This is a genomic window from Nonomuraea sp. K271 (assembly GCF_009908215.1).
In the GTDB taxonomy this organism is placed as follows: Bacteria; Actinomycetota; Actinomycetes; order Streptosporangiales; family Streptosporangiaceae; genus Nonomuraea; species Nonomuraea longispora.
In genome coordinates this window covers 1-15,353 of record NZ_JAAAHR010000136.1, presented here as the reverse complement: position 1 = coordinate 15,353, position 15,353 = coordinate 1, and the positions used below count along the sequence as shown (strand labels likewise).

Sequence of the window (15,353 nt, the reverse complement as noted above, 5' to 3'; positions counted from 1 at the left end):
AGACTGGTGGGCACTATGCGAACTGGACGCCCACTCCTAGCCGCTGCCACGCTCGCCGTCGCCACCACGGCCGCCGCCTACGTGTTCGGCCCCGGAGCCGGAGAGAGCCCCGCAGCGAGCCGGACGAAGACGGCCATGGCCGCCCCCGCGGCGGCGTGCAAGGCCGACGCCCGCCATCCCAAGCGCGAGCTGCGCGGGGTGTGGATCGCCACGACCCAGAACATCGACTGGCCGTCCAAGGCCGGGCTGAGCCCCGCCAGGCAGCGGGCGGAATACGTCAAGATCCTGGACAACGCCGCCCGGCGTCACCTCAACGCCGTCTTCGTCCAGGTCCGGCCCGCCTCCGACGCGCTCTACAAGTCGTCGCTCGAGCCGTGGTCGCAATATCTCACCGGCACGGCGGGCAAGGACCCCGGCTGGGACCCGCTGCCGTTCCTCATCGACGAGGCGCACAAGCGCGGCATGGAGTTCCACGCCTGGTTCAACCCCTACCGCGCCTCCTACGGCGACAGCACCGCCAAGCTGCCCGCGGCCCATCCCGCGCGCAAGCACCCGGGCTGGACCGTGAAATACGGCGGCCGCCTCTACTACAACCCCGGTCTGCCCGCCGTGCGCCGCCACGTGACCAAGGTCATCACCGACGTCGTCAGCCGCTACGACCTCGACGGCGTGCACTTCGACGACTACTTCTACCCCTATCCGGTGGCGGGCGCGAAGTTCGACGACAGCGCGGCGTTCAGGAAGCACGGCAAGGGCAAGAAGCTCGCCGACTGGCGGCGCGACAACGTCAACACGCTGGTCGCCGAGGTCGACAAGGCCGTCCACGACACGAAGAACCACGTGAAGTTCGGCATCAGCCCGTTCGGCATCTGGCGCAACACCTCCAACGACCCGAGCGGCTCCAAGACGTCGGGGATGTCGGCGTACGACTCGATCTACGCCGACGCGCGGGCCTGGATCAAGTCCGGCACCGTCGACTACGTGCTGCCACAGCTCTACTGGCCGCGCGGGCACCGGCTGGCCGACTACACCACGCTCGCGCGCTGGTGGGCCCGCGAGGTCAAGGGCACCGACGTGCAGCTCTACATCGGTCACGGCCTCTACCGCGTCGGCGCCGACGACGACAAGGCGTGGAAGAAGCCGGGAGAGCTGGCCGCGCAGGTGGGCGTCAACCGCAAGCTCAAGCAGGTCGACGGCTCGGTCTACTTCAGCGCCAAGCAGCTCCTGAGCGACCCCCTCGGCTCGGTCGACCGCCTGGCCGGCTCCCGCTACGGCCGCCCGGCGCTGCCGCCCCTGATGAAGGAGCGCGGCGGCCAGGCTCCCGCCCCGCCCTCCGGCGCCAAGGCCTCCGGCGGCACGTTGTCGTGGACAGCTTCCGAGGGCGCCCGCGCCTACGCCGTCTACCGGCTGCCCAAGTCGGGCAAGGACTGCCACACCAGCGACGCCCGCGGCCTCGTCGCCGTCGTCTCGCAACCGTCGTACGCGGCCAAGGACGGCACCTACCTGGTCACCTCCCTCGACCGGCTCTACAACGAGAGCGCTGCCGTCGAGGTGAAGGCCGGCTGAGGCCGGTTCCCGTACACAAGGCATGAGGGCCCGCCGCGCGGCGTCGCGGCGGGCCCTCATGCGTGCTGAACGTGGGAGTTCGCGCCCTGAGGGGGAAGGGGACGGTGAGCGTCGCACCCGGTGGTGCGAGGCCCCGGTACGCGGAAGGCGAAAGGAGGACAGGATCGGCCGCGCGGGCGGCCAGGAACGCACCGACCACACCCGCCGCGTGAGAGGGTAGTCGGGTCCGGTGGCCCCGGGACGAGCTGCTTCCGCCGTGCCACGGAACACATCGATGACGGGAGGATCTCGGTGAGGCGCGCGCTAGTCATGCTGGCCGTGCTGGCCGTTCAGGTGCTGGCCGGTCTGGGGCTGCTCACCGGGGCGGCTCGGGCCGACGAGGGCGCCGGCCGGGTGGCACTCATCGGCGTCTCCGGTCTGCACTGGAACGACCTCACCCAGACCGACACGCCCAACCTGTGGGAGCTGGCCAGGGCGAGCGCGCTCGGCTCCATGTCGATCCGCACGGTCGGCACGGTGACCTGCCCCTACGACGCGTGGCTGACCGTCTCGGCGGGCACCAGGTCGGCCGTGGGCTACCGCTGCGGCTCGCCTCCCGCGCCCGAGCAGCAGGGCACGGGCGCCGTCATCCCGCACTACCGCTACCTCATCGACGTGGCCGGCCAGCGCAACGCCGGCGTCCTCGGCGAGTCGCTGAAGGCCGCGGGCCAGTGCTCGATCGCCATCGGCCCCGGCGCCGCCCTCGGGCTGGCCGACCGGCAGGGCGCGGTGCGGCACTACCACGCCTCACCGCTCCAGGTGACGACCGCCGACCTGGAGAAGTGCCGGATGGTCGCCATGGACGTGGACGACCTCGTCCTCCCCTACCTCACGGACGGGCAACTGCCCAGGGAGCCCGACCGGCTCAGCGCCGCCGAGCGCCGTGACGCGCTGCGCCTGGCCGACGCCAAGGCGGGCGCGCTTCTGTCGGTCCTGCCCGCGGACACCACGGTGGTGCTCGCGGGGCTGTCCGACCACGGCTCCGTGCCGCACCTGCGGGTGACGGCGCTGCGCGAGCCCGGCGCGGCGGGCCGCCTGCTCGGCGCGACCTCCACCCGCCGCGAGGACCTGTCCATCACGCCCGACCTGACCGCCACCGTGCTGGCCAAGCTGGGCGTGCCCGTGCCTCCCGCGGTCGTGGGCGGGCCGCTCCAGGTCGGCGACCAGGGTGCGACGGTCGACCGGCTGCGTGACGCCGACGCCGAGGCGCAGACCATCCGCGCGGTGAAGGGCGGCTACTTCACGGTCATGGCGGTGTTGCAGGTGCTGTTCTACGGAATCGCGTTCCTGCTGCTGCGCCGCCGCAAGGGCCTGCTCCCCGTCCGCGTCGCCGGCACCGCCCTGGCCGCCGTGCCGGCCGCCAGCTTCCTGGTCAACCTGCTGCCGTGGTCGAGTATGCCGCAGATGGTGGCCGGGGTGGTGGGGTGGACGGCGGCGCTCACCGCGCTGGCGTTCGCGGGGCCGTGGCGCCGCGCGCCGCTCGGCCCGCTCGCGGTCGTGGCCGGCGCGACGGCCCTGACCCTCGTCGGCGACCTGCTGACCGGAACGACCCTGCAGGTCAACAGCGTCATGGGCTACAGCGCCGACGTCGGCGCCCGCTACTACGGGCTCGGCAACATCCCGTTCGCGCTGCTGGCGACCGGCACGCTGCTGACCGCCGCGGTCATCGCGCACCGCTGGCCGGGCAGGGCGGGCGTGGCCGCGATCGTGGTGCTCGGCACGTTCACCATGGTGCTCGGTGGCTCGGGCATGGGCAGCGACTTCGGCGGCGTGATCGCGTTCGTGCCGGGCATCGCGGTGACCGCGCTCGTCCTGACGGGCAAGCGCGTCTCGCTGGTGAAGCTGGCCGTCTTCTGCGTGGCGGGCGGAGTGATCGTGATGACGTTCGCCTGGCTCAACTACCTTCGGCCGCCGGACGAGCAGACCCATCTGGGCCGTTTCGTCGGGCAGGTGCTGACCGGCGAGGCGTTCGACGTCATCTTCCGCAAGCTGCAGGCCATGCTGGGCACCCTGCTCAGTCCCAACCTCATGCCGATCGTGATCGCCGCGGTCGCCTTCCTCGTCTACGCGATCCTGCGGCCCGAGCAGGCCTCGGCCGGCGTCGTGCCGGCCGCGTTCGAGCACTCCCCCGCGCTGCGCGCCGGGCTGATCGGCACGCTGGTCAGCGGCGTGCTCGGCATGCTCGTCAACGACTCCGGCGCGGCCGTGCTGTCCATGGCGCTGGCGCTGGCCGTGCCGCTGCTGCTGGCCACCGGCATCGGCGTGCTGCGCGCGCCCGCGTCCGCCGGAGGCGCCCTCGGAGAGCTGGCGAGCGCGCGACGGTGAGCCCCGGCGCCGGAGTCACGGCGGCGGCTCAGGTCCAGGCGTCGGCGAGCAACTGCCGGGTGTCGCGCAACAGCTGGGGAAGCACCTTGGTCTGGCCGACGACCGGCATGAAGTTGGTGTCGCCGCCCCACCGGGGCACCACGTGCTGGTGCAGGTGCGCGGCGATGCCGGCGCCGGCGACCTCGCCGAGGTTCATGCCGACGTTGAAGCCCTGGGCGCCGCTGGCCTTGCGGAGCACCCCCAGCGACTTCTGGGTGAACTGCCCCAGCTCCACCAGCTCGGCGGGCTGCAACTCCGCGTAGTCGGCGACGTGCCGGTAGGGCACCACCATCAGATGCCCCGAATTGTACGGATAGAGGTTGAGCACCGCGTAGACGGTCTCGCCCCTGGCGACGATCAGGCCCTCCTCGTCGCTCATCTTGGGGATCGCGTCGAACGGGCACCCGTCACCGGGGCCGGTGCTCGTCGGTTTGTTCTCGCCCTTGATGTAGGCCATACGATGCGGGGTCCACAGCCGCTCGAAGTTGTCGGGCGACCCTGCCCCTGCCTGATCGTGCATACCTAGCAGCATAGGACCACGGGCCCGCACGCTGCTCGTCCGGGACGGGCCCCGCCGCGCCCGCGCGGACCGGAGGCATGCCTGTAAGGATGTCACCCATGACCTCTCAGCTCGAACCCATGCCCGAAGACTGGCAGCGGGCCCTGGCCATCGTGGCCCACCCCGACGACCTGGAGTACGGCTGCGCCTCGGCCGTGGCGGCCTGGACCGACGCGGGGCGCGAAGTCTCGTACGTGCTGGCCACGAAAGGCGAGGCGGGCATCGACACGCTCGAACCCGTCAAGTCCGCCGCCGTACGCGAGCGTGAGCAGCGGGCCAGCGCGGCCGTCGCCGGAGTGACGAGCGTGGAGTTCCTCGGCCACGCCGACGGGGTGATCGAGTACGGCACGGCGCTCAGGAGGGATCTCGCCGCCGCGATCCGCAGGCACCGCCCGGAGCTCGTGATCACGCTGAACCCTGACGACACCTGGAACGGCACGTACTGGAACACGCCCGACCATCGCGCGGTGGGCCGGGCCGTGCTCGACGCGGCCGGTGACGCGGGAAATCGATGGATTTTTCCTGACACGGAGGCCGAGCCCTGGGACGGCGTCCGCTGGGTCGCCATAGCCGGGTCCGACTCCCCCACCCACGCCGTGGACGTCACGACCAGCCTGGAACGCGGGGTGCGCTCGCTCGTGGAGCACCGTGCGTACATCGAGGCCCTCACCACCGAAGACCCCGAGGCCTACGCTCGCAACCTGATCGAGGGCTTCGCCAGGGAGACGGCCGAGCGCTTCGGTGGCCGCCCCGCCGTCGCCTTCCGCCTCTTCCCCCGCTGACCCACCGGCGGCCGCGCCTCACCCCTGCCTGGCTGTGCCGGCGCTCCACGACAGGGGTGAGGTCGCAGCGCCGGCGTCGTGGCCACGGTGAGCCTCGCGGCCGCACGATTTCGTGGCCGCTCATCGGCAGACCGTGGCGGTCCCCGGTGCCGTGGTGGGCGGCCGGGCCGAGCTCACGGTCCCGGTGGCGGAATGCGGGTGGAGATGGCCGCGTGGCGGCCGCCCGGGTGCGGCGGCCGCCACGCGGCACAGTAGGGGTCAGACCTGGATCCGGCGCTCCACCGCGCCGACGATCTCGGCGACCGCCTCGTCGATCGGGACGCCGTTCTTCTGCTCGCCGCTGCGGTAGCGGAACGACACCGCGCCGCTCGCGATGTCCTCGTCGCCGGCCAGCAGCATGTAGGGGATCTTGGCCTTCTGCGCGTTGCGGATCTTCTTCTGCATGCGGTCGTCGGACGCGTCGACCTCGACCCTGATGCCGCGCTCCTTGAGCCGCTTGGCGACGTCCTGGAGGTAGGGCACGTGGGCGTCGGCGATCGGGATGCCGACCGCCTGGACCGGGGCCAGCCAGGGCGGGAACGCGCCGGCGTAGTGCTCGGTGAGGACGCCGAGGAAACGTTCGATCGAGCCGAACAGCGCCCGGTGGATCATGACGGGCGTCTGGCGGCTGCCGTCGGCGGCCTGGTATTCGAGCTCGAAGCGCTGGGGCTGGTTGAGGTCGAGCTGGATGGTGGACAGCTGCCAGGTGCGGCCGATCGCGTCCTTGGCCTGCACCGAGATCTTCGGGCCGTAGAAGGCCGCGCCGCCCGGGTCGTCGACCAGTTCGAGGCCCGACTCCTCGGCCGTCTGGCGCAGCGCCTCGGTCGCCTCGGCCCAGTCGGCGGGGTCGCCGATGAACTTGTCGGAGTCGTCGCGGGTGGACAGCTCCAGGTAGAACTCCGACAGGCCGAAGTCGCGCAGGACGCTGAGCACGAAGGTGAGCAGGCTCTTGATCTCGCCGGCCATCTGCTCGCGGGTGCAGTAGATGTGGGAGTCGTCCTGCGTCATGCCGCGCACCCGGGTCAGGCCGTGGACCACGCCCGACTTCTCATAGCGGTAGACCGAGCCGAACTCGCACAACCGCAGCGGCAGCTCGCGGTAGGAGCGGCCGCGCGCCCGGAAGATCAGGTTGTGCATGGGGCAGTTCATCGGCTTGACGCGGTATTCGATGCCCTCCAGCTCGAAGGGCGGGAACATGTCGTCGGCATACCACGGCAGGTGGCCGGAGGTCTCGAACAGCGTCGACTTGGTGATGTGCGGGGTGTTGACGAACTCGTAGCCGGCCTCGCCCTGCCGCCGGCGCATGTAGTCTTCCATCTCCTTGCGGATGATCCCGCCCTTGGGATGGAAGACCGGCAGGCCGCTGCCCAGTTCGGGCGGGAAGCTGAACAGGTCGAGCTCGGCGCCGAGCCTGCGGTGGTCGCGCTTCTCGGCCTCCTCCAGCAGCTTGAGATAGGCGTCCTGCTTGTCGCGGGACTCCCACGCGGTGCCGTAGATGCGCTGGAGCTGCGGGTTGTTCTCGCTGCCCCGCCAGTAGGCGCCGCCGGAGCGCATCAGCTTGAAGGCGGGGATGGACCGGGTGGACGGCACGTGAGGGCCGCGGCACAGGTCTTTCCACGTCAGCTCGCCGGTCTTGGGGTCGAGGTTGTCGTAGATGGTGAGCTGCCCGGCGCCCACCTCGACCGACTCTTCGTCCTCGGCGCCCCCCTTGAGCCCGATCAGCTCCAGTTTGTACGGCTCACCGGCGAGCTCCTCGCGCGCCTCGTCGTCGGAGACGGCCCGGCGGGAGAACAGCTGACCCTGCTTGACGATCTCGCGCATCCGCTTCTCGATGCGCTTGAGATCGTCGGGCTGGAACGCCCGCTCGACGTCGAAGTCGTAGTAGAAGCCGTTGTCGACGGGCGGGCCGATGCCCAGCTTGGCCTCGGGGAAGAGCTCCTGCACCGCCTGCGCCATGACGTGGGCGGTGGAGTGGCGGACGATCGCCCGGCCCTCCTCGCTGGAGATCTCGATCGGCTCGACCACGTCGCCCTGCTCCAGCGCATGGGCCAGGTCGCGCGCCTGGCCGTTGACCCGGGCGGCGACGACCGTGCGGCCGTCGGCCTCGAGGGCCTGCCCGGCCGTCGTGCCGGCCGCGACCACACGCTCGGCTCCGGCGAGGGTGATGCGTAGCTCGGCTGACACGGTGTCTCCTCAGGGATCGCGCTCGATGCCCGGCACCGAGGCTGGTTCGATGGTGAACACCGATGCTATCGCGGGTGAAAAGCGTCCCCGGACACCGCGCCCACGGCCCGCGCCCACACCCACGCCCGCGCGATCTCAGGGCGGCGGATCAGCGCCGCCGGCTCGGGCGGTAGCCCAGTTTCGTCAGGTCCTTGCGGGTGCCGTGGAAGACGTTGCGGTCGATCGGGCTGTTGGAGTACTGGTGGATGGTCCAGTCGTTCCAGGGGCGCGGCACGTCGGGTCGGCCGCGTGGCTTGGCCGGGCTCGCGATCCACAGCGGATATTCGGCCAGGCCCGCGCAGTGCCCGCCGTTGGCGAAGGCGTGGAAGGTGTAGATGAACGGCCGCACGCCGCCGTGCCGCTCGACGTGGTGGCACCAGCGGCGCGCGAAGCGGGCCACGCGCTCGGGGCGCGCTCCGTCGTTGGTCTCGAGGTCGAGCGCGACGAGATCGCCGCGGCGCAGCCCGCCCGCCTTCTCGATCGTGCGCAGGAAGTGCCGCGCCTGCTCGATGGGGTCGCCCTTGGGCCGGGCGAAGTGGTACGCGCCGCAGACCATCCAGCTTTCCCGCATGCCGTTCCAGTTGCGCGCGAACCACTTGTCGACGTAGTCACCACCCTCGGTGGTCTTGGCGAAGGCGAAGGACACGCCGGTCTCCGCGTGGCCGGCCCAGTCGACGGTGCCCTGCCAGTTCGACACATCTATGCCCAGGAGCAAGCGCTTCACCTTGTCGGAGTTTATTGAGATGTCTCCTGATCAGCCTTTCGCCGCGCCGATCAGAAGGTTCAGGGTACGTTCCCGGCCGGAGTACGCGGAGCCCACGAAATCGGTTACCCCGGCCTCCTTGAGCTCGTCGAGCTTGGCCAGCACGGTGTCCTCGTCGCCGACGATCGCCACCTCGCCCGGACCGGCCACGCCCTCCCTGTCGAGCATCGCACGGTAGGACGGAAGCCGCCCGTACGTCTCGAAGATCTCGTTGGCGCGCGCCACCGCGGCGGCGGGGTCGTCGGTCACGCAGATCGGCAGCGCGCACACGATCCTGGGCGGCTCGCGGCCCGCCTCGGCGGCGGCCGCCCTGATGGTGGGCGCGATGTGCTCGGCGACGGTCCTGGGTCCGGTCATCCAGAGTGCGGTGCCGTCGGCCACGGTGCCGGCGAGTCTGAGCATGCGGGGGCCGAGCGCGGCGACCAGCACGGGGAACCCGGCGCCCGGGGTGCTGAGCCGGATGTCGGCCTTGAGCGTCTCGCCCTCGTACGAGACGTGCTCGCCCCGGCTGGCCGGGATCAGGATGTCGAGGTACTCCTTCATGTGGCGGCCCGGCCGGTCGAAGCTGTAGCCGTACATGTCCTCGATGACGACCTTGTGCGACAGCCCGACGCCGAGGGCGAGGCGCCCGCCGAGCGCGGCGTTGACGGTCATGGCCTGCTGGGCGAGCGCGGCCGGGTGGCGCGGGTAGGTCGGCACGACGGCGGTGCCGAGTTCGATGCCGGGCACCTGGCTGCCGGCGACGGCGAGGGCTGTGAGGGCGTCGAGGCCGAAGATGTTGGACAGCCAGGCCGAGGTGAAGCCGTCCCGCGCCGCGCCGGCGATCTGGTCGCGCAGGTCGCCGATGGGGTCGTCCACGTTTCGCTCGGACAGGAAGAAGCCGTATCGCATAAGAACAGAACTCCGTTCTGGTGACTGAAGCGAATGTATCCCCACACCCCCGGCGCGGGGCAGCCGCCGTGCCGGACGACGTTTGTAAAGTGGCGAGCATGACGCACGAACGCGCGGGAAAGCCCGCTCGGCCAGCCGACCTCGTCGACGTCGCCCGGCTGGTGACGTCCTACTACGCCCTCCACCCCGACCCTGACGAGGTGGAGCAGCGGGTGGCGTTCGGCACCTCGGGGCACCGGGGCTCGGCGTTCGACACGGCGTTCAACGAGGACCACATCGTCGCGACGAGTCAGGCCATCTGCGAATACCGGCGCGCGCAGGGCACGGACGGGCCGTTGTTCCTCGGCATCGACACGCACGCGCTGTCGGAGCCCGCGCGGGTGTCGGCGCTGGAGGTGCTGGCGGCCAACGACGTCGCGGTGCTGATCGACACGCGCGACGGCTACACGCCGACCCCCGCGGTCTCGCACGCCATCCTGCGGCACAACCGGGGGCGCACGTCGGGGCTCGCCGACGGCGTGGTGATCACGCCGTCGCACAACCCGCCGGGCGACGGAGGGTTCAAGTACAACCCGCCGCACGGCGGTCCCGCCGACACCGACGCCACCAGGTGGATCCAGGACCGCGCCAACCGGCTGCTCGCCTCGGGGATGGAGGGCGTGCGGCGCATCCCCTACTCCAGGGCGCTGGACGTGGCGCGGTGTTACGACTTCCTCGGTACGTACGTCGACGACCTTCCGTCCGTGCTCGACCTCGACGCGATCAGGGCGGCCGGGGTGCGCATCGGGGCCGACCCCCTGGGCGGGGCGAGCGTGGCCTACTGGGGGGAGATCGCCGAGCGGCACCGCCTCGACCTGACGGTGATCAACCCGCTGGTCGATCCGACGTGGCGGTTCATGACGCTCGACTGGGACGGCAAGATCAGGATGGACTGCTCGTCGCCGCACGCGATGGCGTCGCTGATCGCCAACCGGGAGAAGTACGACATCTCCACTGGCAACGACGCCGACGCGGACCGGCACGGCATCGTCACACCCGACGGCCTCATGAACCCCAACCACTACCTCGCCGTCGCCATCTCCTACCTCTACGCACACCGCGACGGCTGGCCCGCCGACGCCGGAATCGGCAAGACCATGGTCAGCAGCGGCGTCATCGACCGCGTCGCGCAGTCGCTGGGGCGGCGGCTCTACGAGGTCCCGGTGGGCTTCAAGTGGTTCGTGCCCGGGCTGCTCGACGGGTCGCTGGGATTCGGCGGCGAGGAGAGCGCGGGGGCGTCGTTCCTGCGGCGCGACGGATCCGTCTGGTGCACCGACAAGGACGGCGTCATCCTGGCACTGCTGGCCTCCGAGATCCTCGCCGTCACCGGCCGGTCGCCGAGCGACCACTACAGGGAGCTGGTCGAGCGGTTCGGCGAGCCCGCGTACGCCCGCGTGGACGCTCCCGCGACGCGCGAGGAGAAGGCCGTGCTCGGGAAACTCTCCGCCGAGCAGGTGACGGCCACGTCGCTGGCGGGCGAGCAGGTCACGTCGGTGCAGACGTCGGCGCCCGGCAACGGCGCGGCGCTCGGCGGGGTGAAGGTGGCGACGGAGAGCGCCTGGTTCGCGGCCCGGCCGTCCGGCACGGAGGACGTCTACAAGATCTACGCCGAGTCCTTCCGCGGACCCGACCATCTGGCCAAGGTCCAGGAGGAGGCGCGCTCCCTGGTGACGTCGGCTCTCGGCTGATCCCGCGGGCGCGCCGCCAGGATCCCCCGGCCGCCGTGCCGGGGGATCCTGGCGGCTCGCCACGTCAGTAGGTCAGGTGCCGGCCGCCGTCGCCGACGAGGATCTCGCCGGTGACCAGCTCCGACTCCAGCAACGCGACGATCATCTGGGCGACGTCCTCGGGTCGTGCCGTGCGTTTCAGCGGCGCCTTCGCCTCCTCGCGCGCCGCCATCTCGGAGAACACCTGCTCCCCCAGCCTGTCGATGTGCCATCGGGTCGCCACGATGCCGGGCGCGACGGCGTTCACCCTGATCTCGGGTCCGAGCGCCACCGCCAGATCACGGGTGAGCTGGATCAGGGCGGCCTTGCTCACCCCGTACGCGATGGAGGAGCCCGTGGCGAGGAGGCCGGCGATGGAGGCGACGTTGACGATCGCGCCGCGCGCGGCCCGCAGATCGGGGGCGAAGGCGCGGGCGCAGTAGAAGGGGCCCATCAGATTGACGCCCATGACCTGCTGCCACACTTCGCCGGTGAGCCCCTCCAGGTCGGGAAAGGGCACCCACCTGGTCGTGCCGGCGTTGCACACGAGCGCGTCGACCCGGCCGTGGGCGGCGCGTACGCGCGCGGCCATGCGGCGTACGGCGGCGTCGTCGCACACGTCGGCGGCCATCGCCTCGGCCTTGCAGCCCAGCCGCTCCAGACGGGCGACCGTGGCCTCGGCCTCCGCCGCCGAACGCGAATAGTTGACGATCACGGCCGCCGCGCCCTTCCTGGCGAGGCTCTCCGCCACGGCGGCCCCGATGCCGGTGCCGCCGCCGGTGATCACGGCGACGCTGCCGTTGATGTCCATGACGCTCCTTCACTCCTCGACCAGTCGCCGGTGCATCGGGTCGAAAGCGGTGATGTCCATGTCCTTGCTCTCGCGCGAGGCGTAGAAGGCCACGAATGAGATCACCGCGGTCCCGATGAGGAACGCCGCGACCAGCCACGGCGCCCCGCCCAGCTGCGCCGCGAGCGCGGCGCCGATCAGCGGCGAGAAGCCGGCGACCGCGGCGCCCAGCTCCCGCGAGGCCGCGAACCCGGTGTAGCGCACCCGCGCCCCGAACAGCTCGGCGTAGAACACGGGCTGCACCGCGACCTGCGGCGCGAACCCGAACGCCCCCATGACCATCATGGCCAGCCACACGAGCCAGGGCAGGCCGGTGTCGACCATCAGGAAGTACGGGAAGGCGAACACCGCGACGAACACCACGCTGAACAGGTTGAGCGGGCGCCGCCCCACCCTGTCCGAGAGATGGCCGTAGACCGGCTGCAGCACGATGACGGTCAACCCGAAGAAGATCACCCCCAGCAGCGCCGTGTGGCTGTCCAGGCCGAGCCGGCTGGTGGCGTACGCGACGCTGAACGTGGCCAGCGTGTAGACCACGGCCGTGTCGCAGATGTGGGCCCCGACGCCGACGAGGAAGTTGCGCGGGTAGCGGGCGACCGCGTCCCTGATCGGCAGCCTGACGATCTCGCGGGTCCGTTCCATCTCGCGGAACACCGGTGACTCGGCCACCCGCAGCCGCACGTACAGCGCCACCCCGATCAGCGCGAAGCTCACGAGGAACGGCACCCGCCAGCCCCATGAGACGATGTCCTGCTGCGGGAGCAGCTGCACGAGCAGGAAGGCCGAGGTGCCGAGCACCAGGCCGATCTGCACGCCGGTCTGCGCGAAGGAGGCGTAGTAGCCGCGCCTGCCCTGCGGGGCGTGCTCGGCCAGCAGCGTCGCCGCGCCGCCGAACTCCGCGCCCGCGCCCAGCCCCTGGCAGACGCGCAGCAGCGTGAGCAGGATGGGTGCCCAGACGCCGATCGACGGGTAGGTGGGCAGCAGACCGATGAGCCCGGTCGACACGCCCATGATCAGGGTGGTGATGATCAGGGTCGAGCGGCGGCCGATCTTGTCCCCGAGGTGGCCGAACAGGATGCCGCCGAACGGCCGGACCACGAATCCCACGCCGAACGTGGCGAACGCGGCGATCGTGCCCGCCGCCGGATCGGCCTCGGTGAAGAAGAGCTGGTTGAAGACGAGCGCGGCGGCGGTGCCGTAGATGAAGAAGTCGTACCACTCCAGGGCGGTGCCCACGAGGGCGCCCGCGACGACGCGCTTCAGTTCGGGTGTGGTGGCGGACATCTGACCTCCAGGGGCGGTGTCAGGGCATGGCGGGCCGCGTCAGCGGCCCGCCGCAGGCCGCGGAGCCTCCGGCCGCGGAACGCCGAGCCGGGCGGCGAGGACGCCCAGCTCGTCCCAGACGGGTGCGGGCACGGGAATCCCCTCCTTCAGCCGCGCGGCGCGCGCCTCGGCCTCCGGCTCCCCCGGAACGATCACGCCGGGACCCGAGGCGCGCAGGGCTTCGCAGAAGGATTCGACCTGGGCGACATAGTCGTCCAGGGGGACGAATGCGGATATGTCTACCGCGGTGATCACGGTTCCGAACGTGCCGTCGTACTCGGGGGAGCAGGCGGTGCCGGTGCCGGTGAGCAGGCCGCCCACCAGCTCGATGAGGACACTCAGGCCGTACCCCTTGTGGCCGCCGAACGGCAGCAGCGCCCCGCCGCGGTAGAAGTCGGCCGGATCGGTGGACGGGCGGCCCTCGGGATCGACGACCACCCCCTCGGGCGCCCTGGAGCCGCCGGCCAGCAGCAGGCCCAGCTTGCCCTCGGCGATGGCGGCCGTCGCCCAGTCCATGACCACGGCCGCACCCCCTGCCCGGGGCACGGCCCAGGCCATGGGGTTGGTGCCCAGCATCCTGCGGTGCCCGCCGTACGGGGCGACGGTCGGGTCCGCGTTGCCGACGACCTGCGCGACGAGGCCCTGGGCGGCCAGCGTCGCGGCGTACTCGCCGAGCCTGCCGACGTGGTTGCACTCCCTGACGGCCACCACGCCGGCGGCGTGCGCGGCGGCGAGCCGCGCGGCCTCGGCGGTGGCCAGCCCGGCGGCGGCCTGCCCGAAGCCGCGCCGCCCCGACACGACGGCGGTCGCGCCGCGTCGGGAGACGACGTCCGGGCGGGCGTCCGGCACGATCACGCCGGCCTCGATCTTCTCGACGTACGGCATGAGCCGGCGTACGCCGTGCGAGCCGTGCCCGGCGAGGTCGGCCTCGACCAGGGAGGCGGAGACGGTCGCCGCCGTGCCGGCGGGGACACCTGCGGCCGTCAGGACGTCGCGGGCGAGATCGCGCAGCTGGCCGGCGTCGATGAGACGGGAGGATGCGTTCACGGTGACCTGGCTCGCTTCCGCAGATCCTACGTTCCGTGTGCGCGCTTATGCCCGCTGTGGGCCGGCCCAAACGGATCTACGGAAAGGGCTTACCAAGCGCTTGCCCGAACCACGGTGATGTCAGCGCGTGAGCTCGGGGGCGGTGGCGGTGCTCATCCCGGCGCGGCCGATGTCCGCGCGGCGGCCGGCGGCGACCCCGTCGCGGTAGCCGGTGCCGCTGGTCCGCGGCACGCTCATCCGGATGTCCGGGTAGCGGGCCGCCACCGCCCGCTCCACCTCGGCCCTCCGGTCGGCCAGCACGACCGCCGTCCCGGTGCCGGAGGACCCGGCCTCGGCGCGCGACTCGGCCTCGCAGAGCAGGCGGTACACCTCGTCGGTGAACCCGAGCAACCACGACCGCCGGTAGGCCCGCACGGCCGTGACCCCTTCGGGAGGCCGCACGCGCGCCAGCCCCGAGGCCATCTGCAGCAGCAGCGAGGTGGCCAGCAGGTCGGCGCGTTCGAGGTCGGCGGCGAACCCGAACACGTGCACCCGCTGCCCGCCCTCACCGCGCCCGATGAGCAGCGGCCTGCACCGGACCGCCTGGGCGACCAGGCTGACGAGGCGGGCCTTCTCCCTCGCCCACGGGTTCGGCAGCCAGACGACGCGGTCGCCGGGCGTCTGGCGGGTGCCCGCGGGAGGCAGCGCGTCGATGCCGTGTCTGGCCATGAGCGCGGACGCGGCCTCCATGAACGTCGCCCGCTCGTGCTCGTTGTCGGTGCGTTCGGCCTTGGCCAGGAGTTTCCTGACGCGCTCCAGCGTGCGCTCCCGCAACGGTGCTCCTCCGACGACGCCTCAGGACTTGGTCAGCACCCTCCCGTCGGCCCCGATGGCGGGGAAGGCGCCGGTGTCGACGATGCCGTGCTGGTGGTACAGCGCCTCGATGAGGGCGTGTGCCTGCGGCTCCAGCTTCCACAGGGCACGATACTCGCGCGCCGTGGCCAGCGAGATGCCGATCTCCTGGGCGATGTCGACGGTGCGCGGCACGATGCCCTTGGAGATCTGCCGGTCCCAGTATTCGCGCGCGGCCCGCATCAGGGCGGCCCGCTCGGCCGTGCTGACCACTTGCGGGGTGGCGTCGAGCACCTCGACGTCCTCGTCCTCGTCCTCGACGAGTTCGGCC

Annotated in this window: 12 protein-coding genes and 1 pseudogene; 4 read left to right on the top strand and 9 right to left on the bottom strand. The window is 71.7% G+C overall.

Annotated elements, in window-relative coordinates:
- Positions 1-15 precede the first annotated feature (15 nt).
- The gene (locus GUY59_RS34475; protein WP_138204971.1) at positions 16-1,566 is read left to right on the top strand and encodes a glycoside hydrolase family 10 protein; all 1,551 of its coding nucleotides are present in this window, start codon (positions 16-18) and stop codon (positions 1,564-1,566) included.
- A gap of 291 nt (positions 1,567-1,857) precedes the next feature.
- On the top strand, positions 1,858-3,930 hold the full coding sequence (locus GUY59_RS34470) for a hypothetical protein (RefSeq protein ID WP_201761687.1): 2,073 nt from the start codon (positions 1,858-1,860) through the stop codon (positions 3,928-3,930).
- Between the two features lie 28 nt (positions 3,931-3,958).
- On the opposite strand, the gene GUY59_RS34465 is transcribed toward GUY59_RS34470, so the two are convergent.
- Positions 3,959-4,489 (bottom strand): HIT family protein, encoded by a 531-nt coding sequence (locus GUY59_RS34465; RefSeq protein ID WP_236667780.1) that lies wholly within the window; start codon positions 4,487-4,489, stop codon positions 3,959-3,961.
- A 98-nt stretch (positions 4,490-4,587) separates the two neighbouring features.
- On the opposite strand from GUY59_RS34465, the gene GUY59_RS34460 reads away from it, so the two are divergent.
- Positions 4,588-5,310 (top strand): PIG-L deacetylase family protein, encoded by a 723-nt coding sequence (locus GUY59_RS34460; protein WP_138204967.1) that lies wholly within the window; start codon positions 4,588-4,590, stop codon positions 5,308-5,310.
- 258 nt (positions 5,311-5,568) lie between these two features.
- Here GUY59_RS34460 and thrS read toward each other — a convergent pair whose 3' ends face one another.
- From thrS to GUY59_RS34445, 3 genes are all read right to left on the bottom strand, one after another.
- The gene (gene thrS / locus GUY59_RS34455) at positions 5,569-7,533 is read right to left on the bottom strand and encodes a threonine--tRNA ligase (protein ID WP_138204965.1); all 1,965 of its coding nucleotides are present in this window, start codon (positions 7,531-7,533) and stop codon (positions 5,569-5,571) included.
- Positions 7,534-7,681: 148 nt separating this feature from the next.
- Entirely contained in the window at positions 7,682-8,296 is a 615-nt protein-coding gene (locus tag GUY59_RS34450; protein ID WP_161714841.1) for a glycoside hydrolase family 25 protein, read from the bottom strand.
- A gap of 30 nt (positions 8,297-8,326) precedes the next feature.
- Positions 8,327-9,226 carry an LLM class F420-dependent oxidoreductase gene (locus GUY59_RS34445; RefSeq protein ID WP_138204961.1) on the bottom strand — a complete coding sequence of 300 codons (900 nt, stop codon included), beginning with the start codon at positions 9,224-9,226 and terminating at the stop codon, positions 8,327-8,329.
- 98 nt (positions 9,227-9,324) lie between these two features.
- On the opposite strand from GUY59_RS34445, the gene pgm reads away from it, so the two are divergent.
- Positions 9,325-10,953, top strand: a complete 1,629-nt coding sequence (gene pgm, locus GUY59_RS34440; protein ID WP_138204959.1) for a phosphoglucomutase (alpha-D-glucose-1,6-bisphosphate-dependent) — start codon at positions 9,325-9,327, stop codon at positions 10,951-10,953.
- Between the two features lie 64 nt (positions 10,954-11,017).
- Here pgm and GUY59_RS34435 read toward each other — a convergent pair whose 3' ends face one another.
- From GUY59_RS34435 to GUY59_RS34415, 5 genes and pseudogenes are all read right to left on the bottom strand, one after another.
- Positions 11,018-11,782, bottom strand: a complete 765-nt coding sequence (locus tag GUY59_RS34435) for an SDR family NAD(P)-dependent oxidoreductase (protein WP_138204957.1) — start codon at positions 11,780-11,782, stop codon at positions 11,018-11,020.
- Positions 11,783-11,791: 9 nt separating this feature from the next.
- Positions 11,792-13,105, bottom strand: coding sequence for an MFS transporter (locus GUY59_RS34430; RefSeq protein WP_138204955.1), 1,314 nt, complete (start codon positions 13,103-13,105; stop codon positions 11,792-11,794).
- 39 nt (positions 13,106-13,144) lie between these two features.
- Positions 13,145-14,191: an Ldh family oxidoreductase gene (locus GUY59_RS34425; RefSeq protein WP_138204953.1), complete on the bottom strand. Its 1,047-nt coding sequence runs from the start codon at positions 14,189-14,191 to the stop codon at positions 13,145-13,147.
- A gap of 120 nt (positions 14,192-14,311) precedes the next feature.
- Positions 14,312-15,004, bottom strand: coding sequence for a DUF2786 domain-containing protein (locus GUY59_RS34420; protein WP_138204951.1), 693 nt, complete (start codon positions 15,002-15,004; stop codon positions 14,312-14,314).
- 21 nt (positions 15,005-15,025) lie between these two features.
- Positions 15,026-15,353 (bottom strand): annotated as a pseudogene (locus tag GUY59_RS34415) (hypothetical protein); the annotation flags it as partial.

Coding starts and splice junctions, on each gene's coding strand:
- GUY59_RS34475 (WP_138204971.1), top strand. CDS start 16: ATGCGAACTGGACGCCCACTCCTAGCCGCTGCCACGCTCGCCGTCGCC.
- GUY59_RS34465 (WP_236667780.1), bottom strand. CDS start 4,489: ATGCACGATCAGGCAGGGGCAGGGTCGCCCGACAACTTCGAGCGGCTG.
- GUY59_RS34460 (WP_138204967.1), top strand. CDS start 4,588: ATGACCTCTCAGCTCGAACCCATGCCCGAAGACTGGCAGCGGGCCCTG.
- GUY59_RS34445 (WP_138204961.1), bottom strand. CDS start 9,226: ATGCGATACGGCTTCTTCCTGTCCGAGCGAAACGTGGACGACCCCATC.
- pgm (WP_138204959.1), top strand. CDS start 9,325: ATGACGCACGAACGCGCGGGAAAGCCCGCTCGGCCAGCCGACCTCGTC.
- GUY59_RS34435 (WP_138204957.1), bottom strand. CDS start 11,782: ATGGACATCAACGGCAGCGTCGCCGTGATCACCGGCGGCGGCACCGGC.
- GUY59_RS34430 (WP_138204955.1), bottom strand. CDS start 13,105: ATGTCCGCCACCACACCCGAACTGAAGCGCGTCGTCGCGGGCGCCCTC.